This is a genomic window from Streptococcus pneumoniae, from assembly GCF_001457635.1.
GTDB lineage: Bacteria > Bacillota > Bacilli > Lactobacillales > Streptococcaceae > Streptococcus > Streptococcus pneumoniae.
In genome coordinates, this window is the sequence record NZ_LN831051.1 from 968,633 (window position 1) to 983,832 (window position 15,200).

10 protein-coding genes and 3 pseudogenes are annotated in these 15,200 nt (G+C 40.0%); 9 read left to right on the forward strand and 4 right to left on the reverse strand.

Translation table 11 applies throughout. The features are described from left to right. Positions 1–10: 10 nt before the first annotated feature. From queF to AT689_RS05270, 4 genes and pseudogenes are all read right to left on the reverse strand, one after another. The gene (gene queF, locus AT689_RS05255) at positions 11–544 is read right to left on the reverse strand and encodes a preQ(1) synthase (protein ID WP_000682679.1); all 534 of its coding nucleotides are present in this window, start codon (positions 542–544) and stop codon (positions 11–13) included. Between the two features lie 304 nt (positions 545–848). Further along, positions 849–1,163: a thioredoxin gene (trxA, locus tag AT689_RS05260; RefSeq protein ID WP_001029580.1), complete on the reverse strand. Its 315-nt coding sequence runs from the start codon at positions 1,161–1,163 to the stop codon at positions 849–851. Positions 1,164–1,179: 16 nt separating this feature from the next. Beyond that, positions 1,180–1,401, reverse strand: coding sequence for a DUF4649 family protein (locus AT689_RS05265; RefSeq protein ID WP_000570244.1), 222 nt, complete (start codon positions 1,399–1,401; stop codon positions 1,180–1,182). A 99-nt stretch (positions 1,402–1,500) separates the two neighbouring features. Then, positions 1,501–1,882 (reverse strand): annotated as a pseudogene (locus AT689_RS05270) (MarR family transcriptional regulator). 268 nt (positions 1,883–2,150) lie between these two features. On the opposite strand from AT689_RS05270, the gene AT689_RS13800 reads away from it, so the two are divergent. The 9 genes and pseudogenes from AT689_RS13800 to AT689_RS05310 all read left to right on the forward strand — a co-directional run bounded on the left by AT689_RS13800 (position 2,151) and on the right by AT689_RS05310 (position 15,200). Beyond that, on the forward strand, positions 2,151–2,294 hold the full coding sequence (locus AT689_RS13800) for an IS630 transposase-related protein (RefSeq protein WP_000331854.1): 144 nt from the start codon (positions 2,151–2,153) through the stop codon (positions 2,292–2,294). Further along, entirely contained in the window at positions 2,261–2,722 is a 462-nt protein-coding gene (locus AT689_RS05280) for an IS630 transposase-related protein (RefSeq protein ID WP_025173801.1), read from the forward strand. The genes AT689_RS13800 and AT689_RS05280 overlap by 34 nt, the downstream gene beginning before the upstream one ends. Positions 2,723–2,964: 242 nt before the next feature. Continuing rightward, a complete protein-coding gene (locus AT689_RS11650; RefSeq protein ID WP_078376735.1) occupies positions 2,965–8,343 on the forward strand; it encodes an accessory Sec-dependent serine-rich glycoprotein adhesin in 5,379 nt (1,792 codons plus the stop codon). A 60-nt stretch (positions 8,344–8,403) separates the two neighbouring features. Next, on the forward strand, positions 8,404–10,500 hold the full coding sequence (locus tag AT689_RS05290; protein ID WP_000341092.1) for a glycosyltransferase: 2,097 nt from the start codon (positions 8,404–8,406) through the stop codon (positions 10,498–10,500). After that, positions 10,490–11,365 (forward strand): DapH/DapD/GlmU-related protein, encoded by an 876-nt coding sequence (locus AT689_RS05295; protein ID WP_000345937.1) that lies wholly within the window; start codon positions 10,490–10,492, stop codon positions 11,363–11,365. Before AT689_RS05290 ends, AT689_RS05295 begins: the two co-directional genes overlap by 11 nt. Before the next feature lie 107 nt (positions 11,366–11,472). Beyond that, positions 11,473–11,763: pseudogene (locus tag AT689_RS12500) on the forward strand (glycosyltransferase); the annotation flags it as partial. Between the two features lie 468 nt (positions 11,764–12,231). Further along, a pseudogene (locus AT689_RS05300) lies at positions 12,232–13,102 on the forward strand (glycosyltransferase family 2 protein). A 163-nt stretch (positions 13,103–13,265) separates the two neighbouring features. After that, a complete protein-coding gene (locus AT689_RS13420) occupies positions 13,266–13,586 on the forward strand; it encodes a glycosyltransferase (protein WP_001867569.1) in 321 nt (106 codons plus the stop codon). A gap of 393 nt (positions 13,587–13,979) precedes the next feature. Beyond that, entirely contained in the window at positions 13,980–15,200 is a 1,221-nt protein-coding gene (locus AT689_RS05310) for a glycosyltransferase family 8 protein (protein WP_000710434.1), read from the forward strand.

Here is a 15,200-nt window from a genome sequence, read left to right on the forward strand (position 1 = left end):
GAGTATGACTTTAGCGGTTGTCAATTTTCTCTGGATAAAGGTCGTGTTGGAAGAGGCGTTGTTCTGCCAAGCCCTCATACTTAGTTCCTTGCTTACCGTAGTTATAGTAGGGGTCGATTGAAATGCCACCGCGCGGAGTGAATTTTCCCCAGACTTCTAAATAGCGAGGGTCTAGCAAGTTGACCAAGTCTTTCCCGATGGTGTTGATACAGTTTTCGTGGAAATCTCCGTGGTTTCGGTAGATAAATAGATATAGTTTGAGGGATTTTGACTCGACACAGAGCTTGTCAGGAATGTAGGAAATATGAATCGTCGCAAAGTCTGGCTGAGCAGTGATTTGTCCCAGCAGAGACATATCGAGGATATGGTGACGAATGCCCTGTTCCTTAGCGATTTCTCTAGTAATTTGAATTTCGAGGTGATGACGTTGGCCGTAGGCAAAGGTGACAGCTTCGACTGTTTCATAGTGTTGCATGACCCAGAAAAGGCAGGTTGTTGAATCTTGACCACCACTAAAGACGACCAAGGCTGATTGATGTTTCATAGTACTCCTTCCAAAATGGGAAATGTTCAGAGCACGCAAAAAGCTCCCATTAGGGAGCTAAAAAATACCAAATCGAGTTTTTTTAGCGATGGCATATCCCAAACATCGTAATATTCTACTTATATAGTAAAATGAAATAAGAACAGGACAAATCGATCAGGACAGTTAAATCGATTTCTAACAATGTTTTAGAAGTAGAGGTGTACTATTCTAGTTTCAATCTACTATAGTCTAGCATATTTTTTGAAAAATGGCAAAGGGCAAGAAAAAAGAGACCAAAGAAAGTACTTGGTCTCTCGTTTGATTAGCTCAATTCAGCAATGATGGCCTTGATTTGTTCTGCTGTGTGAACACCTGCAACTTGTTTGACAACTTGGCCGTCTTTTTTGAAGAGAAGAGTTGGAATAGACATGATTCCAAAAGCACGAGCTGTGTTTGGATTTTCATCAACGTCCATTTTAACGATTTTCAAGACATCTTCTGAAAGTTCTTCAGACAATTTGTCCAAGATTGGACCTTGCATACGACATGGACCACACCAAGTTGCCCAGAAGTCTACTAAGACCAAACCGTCTTTTGTTTCTTGTTCGAATGTTGCATCTGTAATTGCTTTTGCCATTGTATTTCTCCTTTTTTTAGTTATATTGGCTTAAATCTTGTTTCATGAGATAGAAGAAGATATCTCCATAAGTCCCATGGTAGTCCAAATTATGACCCTTGTAAGTTAATTTTTGGACAGGGTAGTAGTCTGCGACGCCGATAAGGCAAGCTTGTTGCGAACGTTCAAAGTCTTCATAAGACTCGAAAGTCACAGTTCTTTCGTTCTTGCTGGCATCTATATAGGTAATTTCAATCATATTTAAAACTTCTTTGTTTAATGCTAACTTTATTTTACTCCTTATAAAAGAGAATGTCAAGAAAAATGATTGCGCACGCAACTTTTTTTTAAAATCATCTTAAATCAAGAAATCCAAACCTGCTTCTAAGCTTTCTTCGACAGTCTTTTGTAGCGAGGCCAGTGTCTTTTGCCCATCATTTGTCAGGCAGATAAAACTAGAGCGTCTATCTTGATGGCAACACATGCGACTGAGTAGACCGCAATTTTTAGCTTCCAAGCGAGCCACCATCCTAGAAACTGCGCTCGGGCTCAGATGAAGCTTATCTGGCAGGTCAATCTGGCGTAGAGATTTTTCTTCAGCCAAGTCCAGATAGTAGAGCAGGTAGAACCTCTTTCAAGGTCAGACTTTGCTCGCTCTGTTGGGCAATGGTCTCTTCCAAGAGACTTTCAATTTCTTTCTGACGCCGATTGAAGTCAAACCATTTTTCCAAATAGGTCATAGTGTCTCCTTTCTTTTTAGAGTCATAATATAGAAGAAAGTCCATTAACGGGCAGTCTCTGCGTCACAAGATGATTGCGCATGCAATAATTATACTACTTTTCAAGAATACTGGCAAGCTCTGTTTTTTAGTGGTTTTATTTTTGTGTGAATAATGGGGAAATCCTATTGTTTCAATTTCTAACTCCTTATCACATTCGAATTCAGATTTTATTTCATTTCTCTATCTATAGTTGCTTAGTTTAAAATAAGCATGGTCTAATAAAGCTATGGCATATAGTACTGATTTTAAACAGCGAGCATTAGATTCCATCAAAGAGGGGCACAGACATGTCGAGGCGGCCAAAGTTTTTGATGTTGGCGCCAAAACTCTCTTCACGTGGGAAAAGAAAGACGTGAACAAAGGAACTTAGAGCGGAAAAAGCGAGTCGTCAAAAAGCGTAAGATCCCTTTAGAAGAATTGAAAGCCTTTGTAGAGGCTCATCCAGACGCTTTTTTACGGGAAATTGCGGCCCGTTTTGATTGTGCTTTGCCCTCCGTATGGACAGTTTTAAAGCAGATTAAGGTCATTTTAAAAAAGACGGCCAGTTTTAGGGAACAAAAGCCTGAGAAAGTTTCTGAGTTTCTTGATATTTTGGATAACCTAAAAGATTTACCAGTCCTATATATTGACGAAACGGGAATCAACCGCTACCTCTATCGTCCTTATGCAGGGGCTCCTAGAGGGGAGAAAGTCTATGACAAGATTAGCGGACGGCGTTTTGAGCGGACTAATGAGGTGGAGCAAAAACTCAATGGTAGTTTTCTAATCAGATATATTGATTCACAAATTAGAGAATGAAAGAATAATTATGCATAAAAATAGGAATATAAACCAAAAATTAGCTGATTTATACTCAGTTACGTGTCTTTATAAAAAACTTATCTTATAATATATATATATATACAAAATAGTAAAATGCTTTTTTTTTTAGCAAAAATACCTCAAGTTTCTTGCTATTTTGGGTTCCCTATTCTATAATTATAGTATGGTAATTTATTTATATCCATACATGAAAATAATACTCGAAAGGAAATTTCAAAATATTTTTTAGACGTCAGAAGGGTGAATATAGAGAAACAGACCGAGTAACTCGGTTCAAATTAATCAAATCAGGGAAGCATTGGCTACGGGCCTCGACTTCTCTTTTTGGCTTGTTTAAGGTCTTGCGAGGTGGTGTTGATACTACTCAGGTCGTGACCGAAACGGTAGAAGATAAAGTAAGTCATTCAATTACTGGGCTTGATATCCTCAAGGGGATAGTTGCTGCGGGAACTGTCATAAGTGGAACCGTTGCAACTCAAACGAAGGTATTTACAAATGAGTCAGCAGTACTTGAAAAAACTGTAGAGAAAACGGATGCTTTGGCAACAAATGGTACAGTAGTTCTAGGTACGATATCTACAAGTAATTCAGCGAGTTCAACTAGTTTGTCAGCTTCAGAGTCGGCAAGTACATCTGCATCTGAGTCAGCCTCAACCAGCGCTTCGACCTCAGCGAGTACAAGTGCATCAGAATCAGCAAGTACATCGGATTCGACAAGTATCTCTGCATCATCTACTGTGGTAGGATCACAAACAGCTGCCGCTACAGAAGCAACTGCTAAGAAGGTCGAAGAAGATCGTAAGAAACCAGCTAGTGATTATGCAGCATCAGTTACAAATGTCAATCTCCAATCTTATGCTAAGCGACGCAAGCGTTCAGTGGATTCCATCGAGCAATTGCTGGCTTCTATAAATGCTGCTGTTTTTTCTGGCAATACGACTGTAAATGGCGCCCCTGCAATTAATGCAAGTCTAAATATTGCTAAAAGTGAGACAAAAGTTTATACAGGTGAAGGTGTAGATTCGGTATATCGTGTTCCAATTTACTATCAATTGACAGTGATAAATGATGGTTCAAAATTGACCTTTACCTATACGGTTACGTATGTGAATCCTACAACAAAGACTCTTGGTAGTATATCAAGGATGAGTAATGGATATTCTATCTATAATTCAGGTACTTCAATACAAACAATGTTAACCCTTGGCAGTGGTCTTGGTAAACCTTCAGGTGTAAAGAACTACATTACTGACAAAAATGGTAGACAGGTTCGATCCTATAATACATCTACAATGACGACGCATGGTAGTGGGTATACTTGGGGAAATGGTGCCCAAATGAATGGTTTCTTTGCTAAGCAAGGATATGGATTAACATCATCTTGGACTGTACCAATTAATGGAACGGATACATCCTTTACATTTACCCCTTACGCTGCTAGAACAGATAGAATTGGAATTAACTACTTCAATGGTGGAGGAAAGGTAGTTGAATCTAGCACGACCAGTCAGTCACTTTCACAGTCTAAGTCACTCTCAGTAAGTGCTAGTCAAAGCGCCTCGGCTTCAGCGTCAACGAGTGCCTCAGCATCAGCAAGTACCAGTGCGTCAGCCTCAGCAAGCACCAGTGCATCAGCCTCAGCAAGTACAAGCGCCTCAGCTTCAGCATCAACGAGTGCTTCGGCTTCAGCGTCAACCAGTGCGTCTGAATCGGCCTCAACCAGTGCTTCGGCTTCAGCCTCAACCAGCGCAAGTACGTCAGCGTCAACGAGTGCCTCAGCTTCAGCATCAATAAGTGCGTCGGCTTCAGCAAGTACCAGCGCCTCGGCTTCATCAAGCACATCAGCATCTGAATCAGCGTCAACGAGTGCTTCAGTCTCAGCATCGACAAGCGCTTCAGCTTCAGCAAGTACCTCAGCGTCTGAATCGGCCTCAACAAGTGCATCGGCTTCAGCAAGCACAAGCGCCTCAGCCTCAGCAAGCACAAGCGCCTCAGCTTCAGCAAGTATCTCAGCGTCTGAATCGGCATCAACGAGTGCCTCTGAATCGGCATCAACCAGTGCATCAGCCTCTGCAAGTACCAGTGCGTCAGCTTCAGCATCAACGAGTGCGTCGGCTTCCGCATCAACCAGTGCGTCGGCTTCCGCATCAACAAGCGCCTCGGCTTCAGCAAGCACAAGTGCGTCAGTCTCAGCATCAACGAGTGCGTCAGCTTCAGCAAGCACCTCAGCGTCTGAATCTGCATCGACAAGCGCCTCGGCTTCAGCGTCAACGAGTGCGTCGGCTTCAGCAAGTACCAGTGCGTCAGCTTCAGCAAGCACCTCAGCGTCTGAATCTGCATCGACAAGCGCCTCGGCTTCAGCGTCAACGAGTGCGTCGGCTTCAGCAAGTACCAGTGCGTCAGCTTCAGCAAGCACCTCAGCGTCTGAATCTGCATCGACAAGCGCTTCAGCTTCAGCATCAACGAGTGCGTCGGCTTCAGCAAGTACAAGTGCCTCTGAATCGGCATCAACCAGTGCTTCAGCCTCAGCATCGACAAGCGCTTCGGCTTCAGCAAGTACAAGTGCGTCTGAGTCAGCATCAACAAGTGCGTCTGAATCCGCATCAACGTCTGCCTCAGCCTCAGCGTCAACCAGTGCCTCAGCCTCAGCATCGACAAGCGCCTCAGCTTCAGCAAGCACAAGTGCATCAGCTTCAGCAAGCACAAGTGCATCAGCTTCAGCAAGCACAAGCGCCTCAGCTTCAGCGTCAACAAGTGCGTCAGCTTCCGCATCAACGAGTGCCTCTGAATCGGCATCAACGAGTGCCTCTGAATCTGCATCAACCAGTGCATCAGCCTCTGCAAGTACCAGTGCGTCAGCTTCAGCATCAACGAGTGCGTCGGCTTCCGCATCAACCAGTGCGTCGGCTTCCGCATCAACAAGCGCCTCGGCTTCAGCAAGCACAAGTGCGTCAGTCTCAGCATCAACGAGTGCGTCAGCTTCAGCAAGCACCTCAGCGTCTGAATCTGCATCGACAAGCGCCTCGGCTTCAGCGTCAACGAGTGCGTCGGCTTCAGCAAGTACCAGTGCATCAGCCTCTGCAAGCACAAGTGCTTCAGTCTCAGCATCAACCAGTGCGTCAGCTTCAGCGTCAACGAGTGCGTCAGCTTCAGCAAGCACCTCAGCGTCTGAATCTGCATCGACAAGCGCCTCGGCTTCAGCGTCAACGAGTGCGTCGGCTTCAGCAAGTACCAGTGCATCAGCCTCTGCAAGCACAAGTGCTTCAGTCTCAGCATCAACCAGTGCGTCAGCTTCAGCGTCAACGAGTGCGTCGGCTTCTGCAAGCACAAGCGCCTCGGCTTCCGCATCAACGAGTGCCTCAGCTTCAGCATCAACGAGTGCGTCAGCTTCAGCGTCAACGAGTGCGTCTGAGTCAGCATCGACAAGCGCTTCAGCTTCAGCATCAACGAGTGCGTCGGCTTCAGCAAGTACAAGTGCCTCTGAATCGGCATCAACCAGTGCTTCAGCCTCAGCATCGACAAGCGCTTCGGCTTCAGCAAGTATCTCAGCGTCTGAATCGGCATCAACGAGTGCGTCAGCCTCAGCAAGTACTAGTGCATCAGCTTCAGCATCAACAAGCGCCTCAGCTTCAGCATCAACCAGTGCATCGGCTTCAGCATCAACAAGTGCCTCGGCTTCAGCGTCAACGAGTGCGTCTGAGTCAGCATCAACGAGTGCGTCAGCCTCAGCAAGCACATCAGCTTCTGAATCTGCATCAACCAGTGCGTCAGCCTCAGCATCGACAAGCGCCTCAGCTTCAGCAAGTACCAGTGCTTCGGCTTCCGCATCAACCAGTGCTTCAGCCTCAGCATCGACAAGCGCTTCAGCTTCAGCGTCGACAAGTGCTTCAGCCTCAGCATCGACAAGCGCTTCAGCTTCAGCATCAACAAGTGCCTCGGCTTCAGCATCAACAAGTGCCTCGGCTTCAGCATCAACGAGTGCTTCAGCTTCAGCATCAACAAGTGCTTCAGCTTCAGCAAGTACCAGTGCGTCGGCTTCAGCATCAACGAGTGCTTCAGTCTCAGCGTCAACCAGTGCCTCTGAATCCGCATCAACCAGTGCCTCGGCTTCAGCAAGCACCAGTGCTTCGGCTTCAGCAAGTACTAGCGCCTCAGCCTCAGCATCAACCAGTGCATCAGCCTCAGCAAGTATCTCAGCGTCTGAATCGGCATCAACGAGTGCGTCAGTCTCAGCATCAACGAGTGCCTCGGCTTCAGCAAGTACCAGTGCGTCAGCTTCAGCAAGCACAAGTGCTTCAGTCTCAGCGTCAACGAGTGCTTCGGCTTCAGCAAGTACCAGTGCGTCAGCTTCAGCAAGTACCAGTGCGTCAGCCTCAGCAAGTACTAGTGCATCAGCTTCAGCATCAACGAGTGCTTCGGCTTCAGCAAGTACAAGTGCCTCAGCTTCAGCAAGTACCAGTGCGTCAGCTTCAGCCTCAACAAGCGCCTCAGCTTCAGCATCAACAAGTGCATCGGCTTCAGCATCAACGAGTGCGTCAGCCTCAGCAAGCACATCAGCTTCTGAATCTGCATCAACCAGTGCGTCAGCCTCAGCAAGTACCAGTGCATCAGAGTCAGCAAGTACCAGTGCGTCAGCTTCAGCGTCAACGAGTGCGTCAGCCTCAGCAAGCACCTCAGCGTCTGAATCGGCATCAACAAGTGCGTCGGCCTCAGCAAGTACCAGTGCCTCATCCTCAGCAAGCACAAGTGCCTCAGCTTCAGCAAGTACAAGCGCCTCAGCCTCAGCCTCGACAAGTGCTTCGGCTTCAGCAAGCACAAGCGCCTCATCCTCAGCAAGCACAAGTGCCTCAGCTTCAGCAAGTACAAGTGCGTCAACCTCAGCATCAACCAGTGCTTCGGCTTCAGCAGGTAAGTCAAGACAGCAATTGCCAAATACAGGTACAGAAGTTTCCAAGTCATCTGTAGCAAGTATCTCAGCGTCTGAATCGGCATCAACGAGTGCGTCAGCCTCAGCAAGTACTAGTGCATCAGCTTCAGCAAGCACCAGTGCGTCAGCTTCCGCATCAACGAGTGCGTCCGCTTCAGCAAGCACAAGTGCGTCAGCCTCAGCAAGTACCAGTGCATCAGAGTCAGCAAGTACCAGTGCGTCAGCTTCCGCATCAACGAGTGCGTCCGCTTCAGCAAGCACAAGTGCCTCAGCCTCAGCAAGTACCAGTGCATCAGAGTCAGCAAGTACCAGTGCGTCAGCTTCAGCGTCAACCAGCGCCTCAGCCTCAGCAAGTACCAGTGCTTCGGCCTCAGCATCGACCAGTGCGTCAGCCTCAGCAAGTACCTCAGCGTCTGAATCAGCATCAACCAGTGCCTCAGCTTCAGCGTCGACAAGTGCGTCAGCTTCAGCAAGTACCTCAGTTTCAAATTCAGCAAACCATTCGAACTCACAAGTTGGAAATACTTCTGGATCGACAGGTAAATCCCAAAAAGAATTGCCTAATACAGGTACTGAGTCGTCAATTGGATCTGTGTTACTTGGAGTTCTAGCAGCTGTTACAGGTATTGGATTGGTTGCGAAACGCCGTAAACGTGATGAAGAAGAGTAAGACAACCTGTAAAGTTAGGCTAAACTAACTCGCGCACATAAATCAAGGAGAAAATTGCTAGTGGATGATAAAATTACGGTCATTGTACCAGTATACAATGTAGAAAACTATCTGAGGAAATGTCTAGATAGTATTATTTCTCAAACATATAAAAATATTGAGATTGTTGTCGTTAATGATGGTTCTACGGATGCTTCAGGTGAAATTTGTAAAGAATTTGCAGAAATGGCTCACCGAATTCTCTATATAGAACAAAAAAATGCTGGGCTGTCAGCTGCACGAAACACCGGTCTGAATAATATGTCCGGAAATTATGTGACCTTTGTGGATTCAGATGATTGGATTGAGTTAGATTATGTAGAAACCCTATATAAAAAAATAACAGAATATCAAGCTGATATTGCAGTTGGGAATTACTATTCTTTCAACGAAAGTGAAGGAATGCTCTACTTTCATATATCAGGAGACTCCTATTATGAGAAGGTATATGACAATGTTTCCATCTTTGAGAATTTGTCTGAAACTCAAGAAATGAGGAGTTTCGCTTTGATATCTGCTTGGGGTAAACTCTATAAGGCGAGATTGTTTGAGCAGTTGCGCTTTGACATGGGTAAATTAGGAGAAGATGGTTACCTCAATCAAAAGGTATATTTATTATCAGAAAAGGTAATTTATTTAAATAAAGGTCTTTATGCTTATCGGATTAGAAAAGGTAGTTTATCAAGAGTTTGGACAGAAAAGTGGATGCACGCCTTAGTTGATGCTATGTCTGAACGTATTACGCTACTAGCTAATATGGGATATCCTCTAGAGAAACATTTGGCAGTTTATCGTCAGATGTTGGAAGTCAGTCTCGCCAACGGTCAAGCTAGTGGTTTATCTGACACAGCAATATATAAAGAGTTTGAAATGAAAAAAAGACTTTTAAATCAGTTAACGGTACAAGAATCAAGTGAAAAGAAAGCCATTGTCCTAGCAGCAAATTATGCCTATGTAGACCAAGTTTTAACGACAATCAAGTCTATCTGTTACCACAATCGCTCGCTTCGTTTTTATCTGATTCATAGCGATTTTCCAAATGAATGGATCAAACAATTAAATAAGCGATTAGAGAAGTTTGATTCAGAAATTATTAATTGTCGGGTAACTTCTGAGCAAATTTCATGTTATAAATCGGATATTAGTTACACAGTTTTTTTACGCTATTTCATAGCTGATTTCGTGCAAGAAGACAAGGCCCTCTACTTGGACTGTGATCTAGTTGTAACGAAAAATCTGGATGACTTGTTTGCTACAGACTTACAAGATTATCCTTTGGCTGCTGTTAGAGATTTTGGGGGCAGAGCTTATTTTGGTCAAGAAATCTTTAATGCCGGTGTTCTCTTGGTAAACAATGCTTTTTGGAAAAAAGAGAATATGACCCAAAAATTAATTGATTTAACCAATGAATGGCATGATAAGGTGGATCAGGCAGATCAGAGCATCTTGAATATGCTTTTTGAACATAAATGGTTGGAATTGGACTTTGATTATAATCATATTGTCATTCATAAACAGTTTGCTGATTATCAATTGCCTGAGGGTCAGGATTATCCTGCTATTATTCACTATCTTTCTCATCGGAAACCGTGGAAAGATTTGGCGGCCCAAACCTATCGTGAAGTTTGGTGGTACTATCATGGGCTTGAATGGACAGAATTGGGACAAAACCATCATTTACATCCATTACAAAGATCTCACATCTATCCAATAAAGGAACCTTTCACTTGTCTAATCTATACTGCCTCAGACCATATTGAACAAATTGAGTCATTGGTTCAATCCTTGCCTGATATTCAGTTTAAGATAGCAGCTAGAGTAATAGTTAGTGATCGATTGGCTCAGATGACAATTTATCCAAACGTGACTATATTTAACGGAATTCACTATTTGGTAGATGTCGATAATGAATTGGTAGAAACCAGTCAAGTACTTTTAGATATTAATCATGGTGAAAAAACAGAGGAAATTATCAATCAATTTGCTAATCTTGGCAAGCCTATCTTATCCTTTGAAAATACTAAAACCTATGAAGTAGGTCAGGAGGCATATGCTGTTGACCAAGTTCAAGCAATGATTGAAAAATTGAGAGAAGTGGAAGATAGACATGGATTTTAAAGATTCTGTAAAGTTATTAGGAGATTTTCATCATATAGAGATATCTCCTACTGCTACTATTGAACTAGGAACGGATGTTACACTGCGTTCATTTATAAGTTTGGAAGCATCTGATAATGCTAAATTAACACTTGGAAATAGAGTTTTCTTTAATGATCATTGTACGATTCGTTGTGGTAAAGAAATTGAAATCGGTAAAGATACTATGTTTGGAGATGGAGTAAGGATTTTTGACCATAACCATAAATATTCAAATTACCATATCGAAAAAATTAAATTTACTGCTGACAAAATAACTATTGGAAAAAATTGTTGGATTGGGACTAATGTCGTCATTTTAAAAGGAGTGACGATTGGGGATAATGTCATTATTGGAGCAAATACGCTGATTTATAAAGATATACCAGCTAATTCTATCGTTACTTCCCAAGAGGATTTGAAAATCAGTCCTAGGAGACAACACCAGTTTCATGTTTTCACTTTAACAGCTTCAGACACTTTAGAAAATTTAGACTATCTTGTTCAGAATCTGCCAGAGGTAGCTTTTCATATAGCAGCTAAAACAAATATTTCGGATTATCTAGAAAGTTTTAATCGTTATGAAAACGTAAATATATACACAAATGTTCATCATGATGATATTATTGAGGACTTGTTGAAGAAATCAGATATTTATTTAGATATAAACCATTGGGGAGAGGTGGATGGTATTGTCAATAGAGCAATAGAACAGAATAAGCCTGTTTATTCTTTTGAGAATACTAATCATGATTCAAGTGGATTTAGTAAAGTTTTTAGACAAGAAGATGCAAATGGGATGGTGACAGAGATAAAAAATTTTAGGAGCCGAATAATTATAGTATGAAAAACGAATTAATCAGTATTATAGTTCCAATCTATAATGTTGAAAATTATTTGCGACAGTGTTTGGATAGTATTTAGAATCAAACTTATAAAAAGTTTGAATGTATTATGGTTAATGATGGATCCACGGATAGCTCACAACAAATAGCGGAAGTGTATCTAACAGATGGTCGTTTCAAACTAATCAATCAATCTAATAAAGGTTTAAGTGGAAATACAGGGATTAGTCATATTAGAGAAGAGTCTACTTTTGTAGCCTTTGTAGATAGTGATGATTATATTTATCCTGATTTCTTAGAAACTTTAATAGAACACATCGAAGATGATGTTGATGTTATAGAAGGAATGATTGAAAATTTCCATGATGAAATAAAAGTGGATAGAGTCTGTCATGATTTTGAGAAACAAACATTAATGACCAAGGATGACAAATTGGGGAAATTTGCATTAAATGAGCTGAGAGTTAGCGTTTTTCCAAAATTGTTTCGAAAAAGTTTATTAACAGAAGATTTTTTTCCAGAGGGATGGATATTTGAAGATTTAGCAGTTGTTCCTGAGTTGGTAAGTTATTCAGGAAAATGGATTAAATTACCAAAAGTTATCTATGGTTACAGGATTCGTCCAAATTCAATTACTACTAAAGAGTTTTCAGAAGAAAAATTAGATGTATTTAAGATATTCGGAAAGTATGACTTGTTTTTTAAAGATGAGAGTGATGTAACAAAATTATTAGTTGAAAAAATAAAATATTTACATTTGAATTATCATGACATAGAATTTGTACCAGAGAATAATCAGTATAAACAGTTATACAAACAAGAAAAACAAAAACTATTATCTAAAATAGCAGATTATGAAAGTAAAACTTTGATTAGTATTATAGTTCCCATCTATAATGTAGAAAATTATTTGATACAGTGTTTGGATAGCATTCTGAATCAAACTTATCAGAATTTTGAATGTTTGTTGATAAATGATGGTTCTACAGATAATTCAGCAGAAATCTGTAGAGAATATGTTGAGAAGGATTCTCGTTTCAAATATTTTGAAAAGGAAAATGGGGGAGTATCTTCGGCTAGAAATTTAGGTATTGAATGTTCGAAGGGGGGTATATTACTTTTATTGATTCAGACGATTGGGTGGATTCTGATTATTTGGAAGTTCTTTACAATGCGCTTATAGATGAGAAAGCTGATATATCAGTATCTACTTATAAAAAGTTTCACATGGGGAATAATTGTTGGTATTTTCATTCCTTTCAGAGGGGTTATGAAAAAGAGTATTTACAAATCAAGAATTAATTGATGAATTTATAGATTTAGACACTTTTGACTACTCATATCGTTTTGTATGTGGCAAATTAGTTCGCAAATGTCTATCAGATAAGATTGCTTTTAACGAAATGACAACTCTTGGGGAAGATATGGAATTTTGGTTAAAATTATATCTTATTTCTAGTAGAGTTGTGTATGTCAATAGGGATAGCTATATTTATCGTATCGATAATGTTAATAGGCGTTTCGGATTAGAAAAAATTCGTAGCGATATTCAACAAAGATTGAATTTTATTACATTTCTTGTTTCTAGGAAAATAGATACTACAAAATATTTATCTCATTTTATACTGTTTTTAAAAGAAAGACGTCAAGTAATGAGTGAACAAACAATTTATGATGCTACTAAAACTATAAGATGGATTGATGAAATCTTATTTTTATTAGAGGATTCGAATAGGTAATAATATGAAACAAGAGTTAATCAGTATTGTCGTTCCAATCTACAGTGTTGAGAATTATTTACGAATGTGATTGGATAGAATTAAGAATCAGACGTATCAACATTTGAGGATTTATTAATCAATGATGCCTCTCCAGATAATTCAGCAGATATTTGTAGGGAATATGTTGAAAAAAGATTCTCGCTTTCAATACTTTGTCAAAGAAAATGGTGGACTATCAGCTTCACGTAATTATGGAATAAGGCAATCAAAAGGTTCCTATCTTACTTTTATAGATTCAGATGATTGGATAGATTCTTCTTACTTAGAAACTCTATATGAACTGATAATAAAGCATAAAGCAGATGTTTCAATAGCTTGTTATGGTGCTTATGATAAGGAAAGAGCAACTTATCTTTTTTATGCTTATGGAGATGAGTATGAAAAAGTTTATAGTGGGAGAGAAGTTGTTGAACAGTTCCCCATTTTTGAAGTGGAGATTTAACATATAATACGTCATAGAGGATGTTATTAAAATGTGAACTATTTGATCAAATAACATTTCCAGCAGGAAGGATTAAAGAAGATATAGGTACAAATTATGAGTTATTTATGCAAGTAAAAAATAACTTATATATCGTATTCGAAAGATTAGCATTTCAAATAATGGTTTTTCAGAAAAAAATGATTAGAGATAATCATGATTTGAGATTGGAAAGGATTGCGATGGTAGCATAAAAAGATTACGATATAAGTCAGTACGTTTAACAACATCATTTTTATCTAGGCTATTGGCATCGAATTGCAAATGAAAAAGGACTAGAAAACAGTATTGAAACTAAGAGGCTAGAGGAGTTAGACTTTTTATTAACAGGGATAATCTATGAGGAGAAATAAAGTGAAAAAAGCAGTCGTTCTTGGAGCAGATAATGGTTATTTAAATAAGCTAGAGACCACAATTAAGTCGGTATGTACGCATAATAGAAACTTAAAATTTTATATTTTTAATGATAATCTTCCGAGCGAATGGTTTCAAGTTATGAATAGACGATTAAAAGTAATTGATTCAGAAATTGTCAATGTCAAGATTTCGAATCATCAATTAAAGGGCTATCATCTTCCAAGTGCTTATTTATCCTACGCTACATTTTTTAAATATTTTATAGCAGATTTTGTAGTGGAAGAAGAAGCCTTATATCTTAATTCGGATATAGTAGTGACTCATTCGTTGGATGAACTATTTCAGGAAGAATTAGGAGACTATTGGATTGCTGGTGTTCGGGACTATTTTGTAAAAGGGTATGAAAATCGCTTTAATTCAGGAATGATGTTGATTAACGTTAGTAAATGGAGACAAGAAAATCTTTCTGCAAAACTAATTGAGCTAACAAATAAACATCATCAAGAAGTTTTTGGGGATCAAGGTATTCTCAATATGGTATTTGGAGAAAACTGGAAAAAGTTGGATAGAAAATACAATTTTATGGTTGGTTTGGATAGTTTGATTCATATTGCGGTTGAGACGACTCCTGAAGCGCTATCATCTTGGTACAATTCAGCCCTTCCTGAAGATGTAGTACCTTATATTATTCATTATACTGGAGAAAAACCTTGGTTACCTTTAAGTCAAAATCGTTATAAAGATATTTGGTGGTTTTATCAAGGATTGGAATGGTCTGATATTTTGTTACGTAAAGAAAGAGTATTTCAGACCTATCAAGATTTGACAGTTGTACCAAAGGCTTATACAGCTATTTTTACCAATAGTTGTGAATTGGAACAAGTAGAATACTTGATAGAGAATTTAGCTGATGTTCACTTTTATATATTTGCTCATACTTTGGTTGCATCTAATATTATTGATTTAATGAGATATCCTAATGTAACAGTTTATCAACAGTATAATCGTTTTTCTTATGATAAAGTAATGAATAAATTAGATTTTTATTTAGATATAAACCATCATGATGAGATTGATGATATTACAAATGTAGTAATGATTATGGGTAAACCAGTATTTTCTTTTTCAAATACGAATCATTGCAACGAGGGAGCTCAAGTGTTTTCTCCTACCGAGCCAGAAAAAATGGTTCAGGAAATTAGAAAGTATATAGATTAA

Bases quoted from the DNA above. Each gene is read 5' to 3' on its own strand.
- AT689_RS13800 (WP_000331854.1), top strand. From the start codon at position 2,151: ATGGCATATAGTACTGATTTTAAACAGCGAGCATTAGATTCCATCAAA.
- queF (WP_000682679.1), bottom strand. From the start codon at position 544: ATGAAACATCAATCAGCCTTGGTCGTCTTTAGTGGTGGTCAAGATTCA.
- AT689_RS05265 (WP_000570244.1), bottom strand. From the start codon at position 1,401: ATGATTGAAATTACCTATATAGATGCCAGCAAGAACGAAAGAACTGTG.
- trxA (WP_001029580.1), bottom strand. From the start codon at position 1,163: ATGGCAAAAGCAATTACAGATGCAACATTCGAACAAGAAACAAAAGAC.
- AT689_RS05295 (WP_000345937.1), top strand. From the start codon at position 10,490: ATGGATTTTAAAGATTCTGTAAAGTTATTAGGAGATTTTCATCATATA.
- AT689_RS13420 (WP_001867569.1), top strand. From the start codon at position 13,266: ATGTTGAAAAAAGATTCTCGCTTTCAATACTTTGTCAAAGAAAATGGT.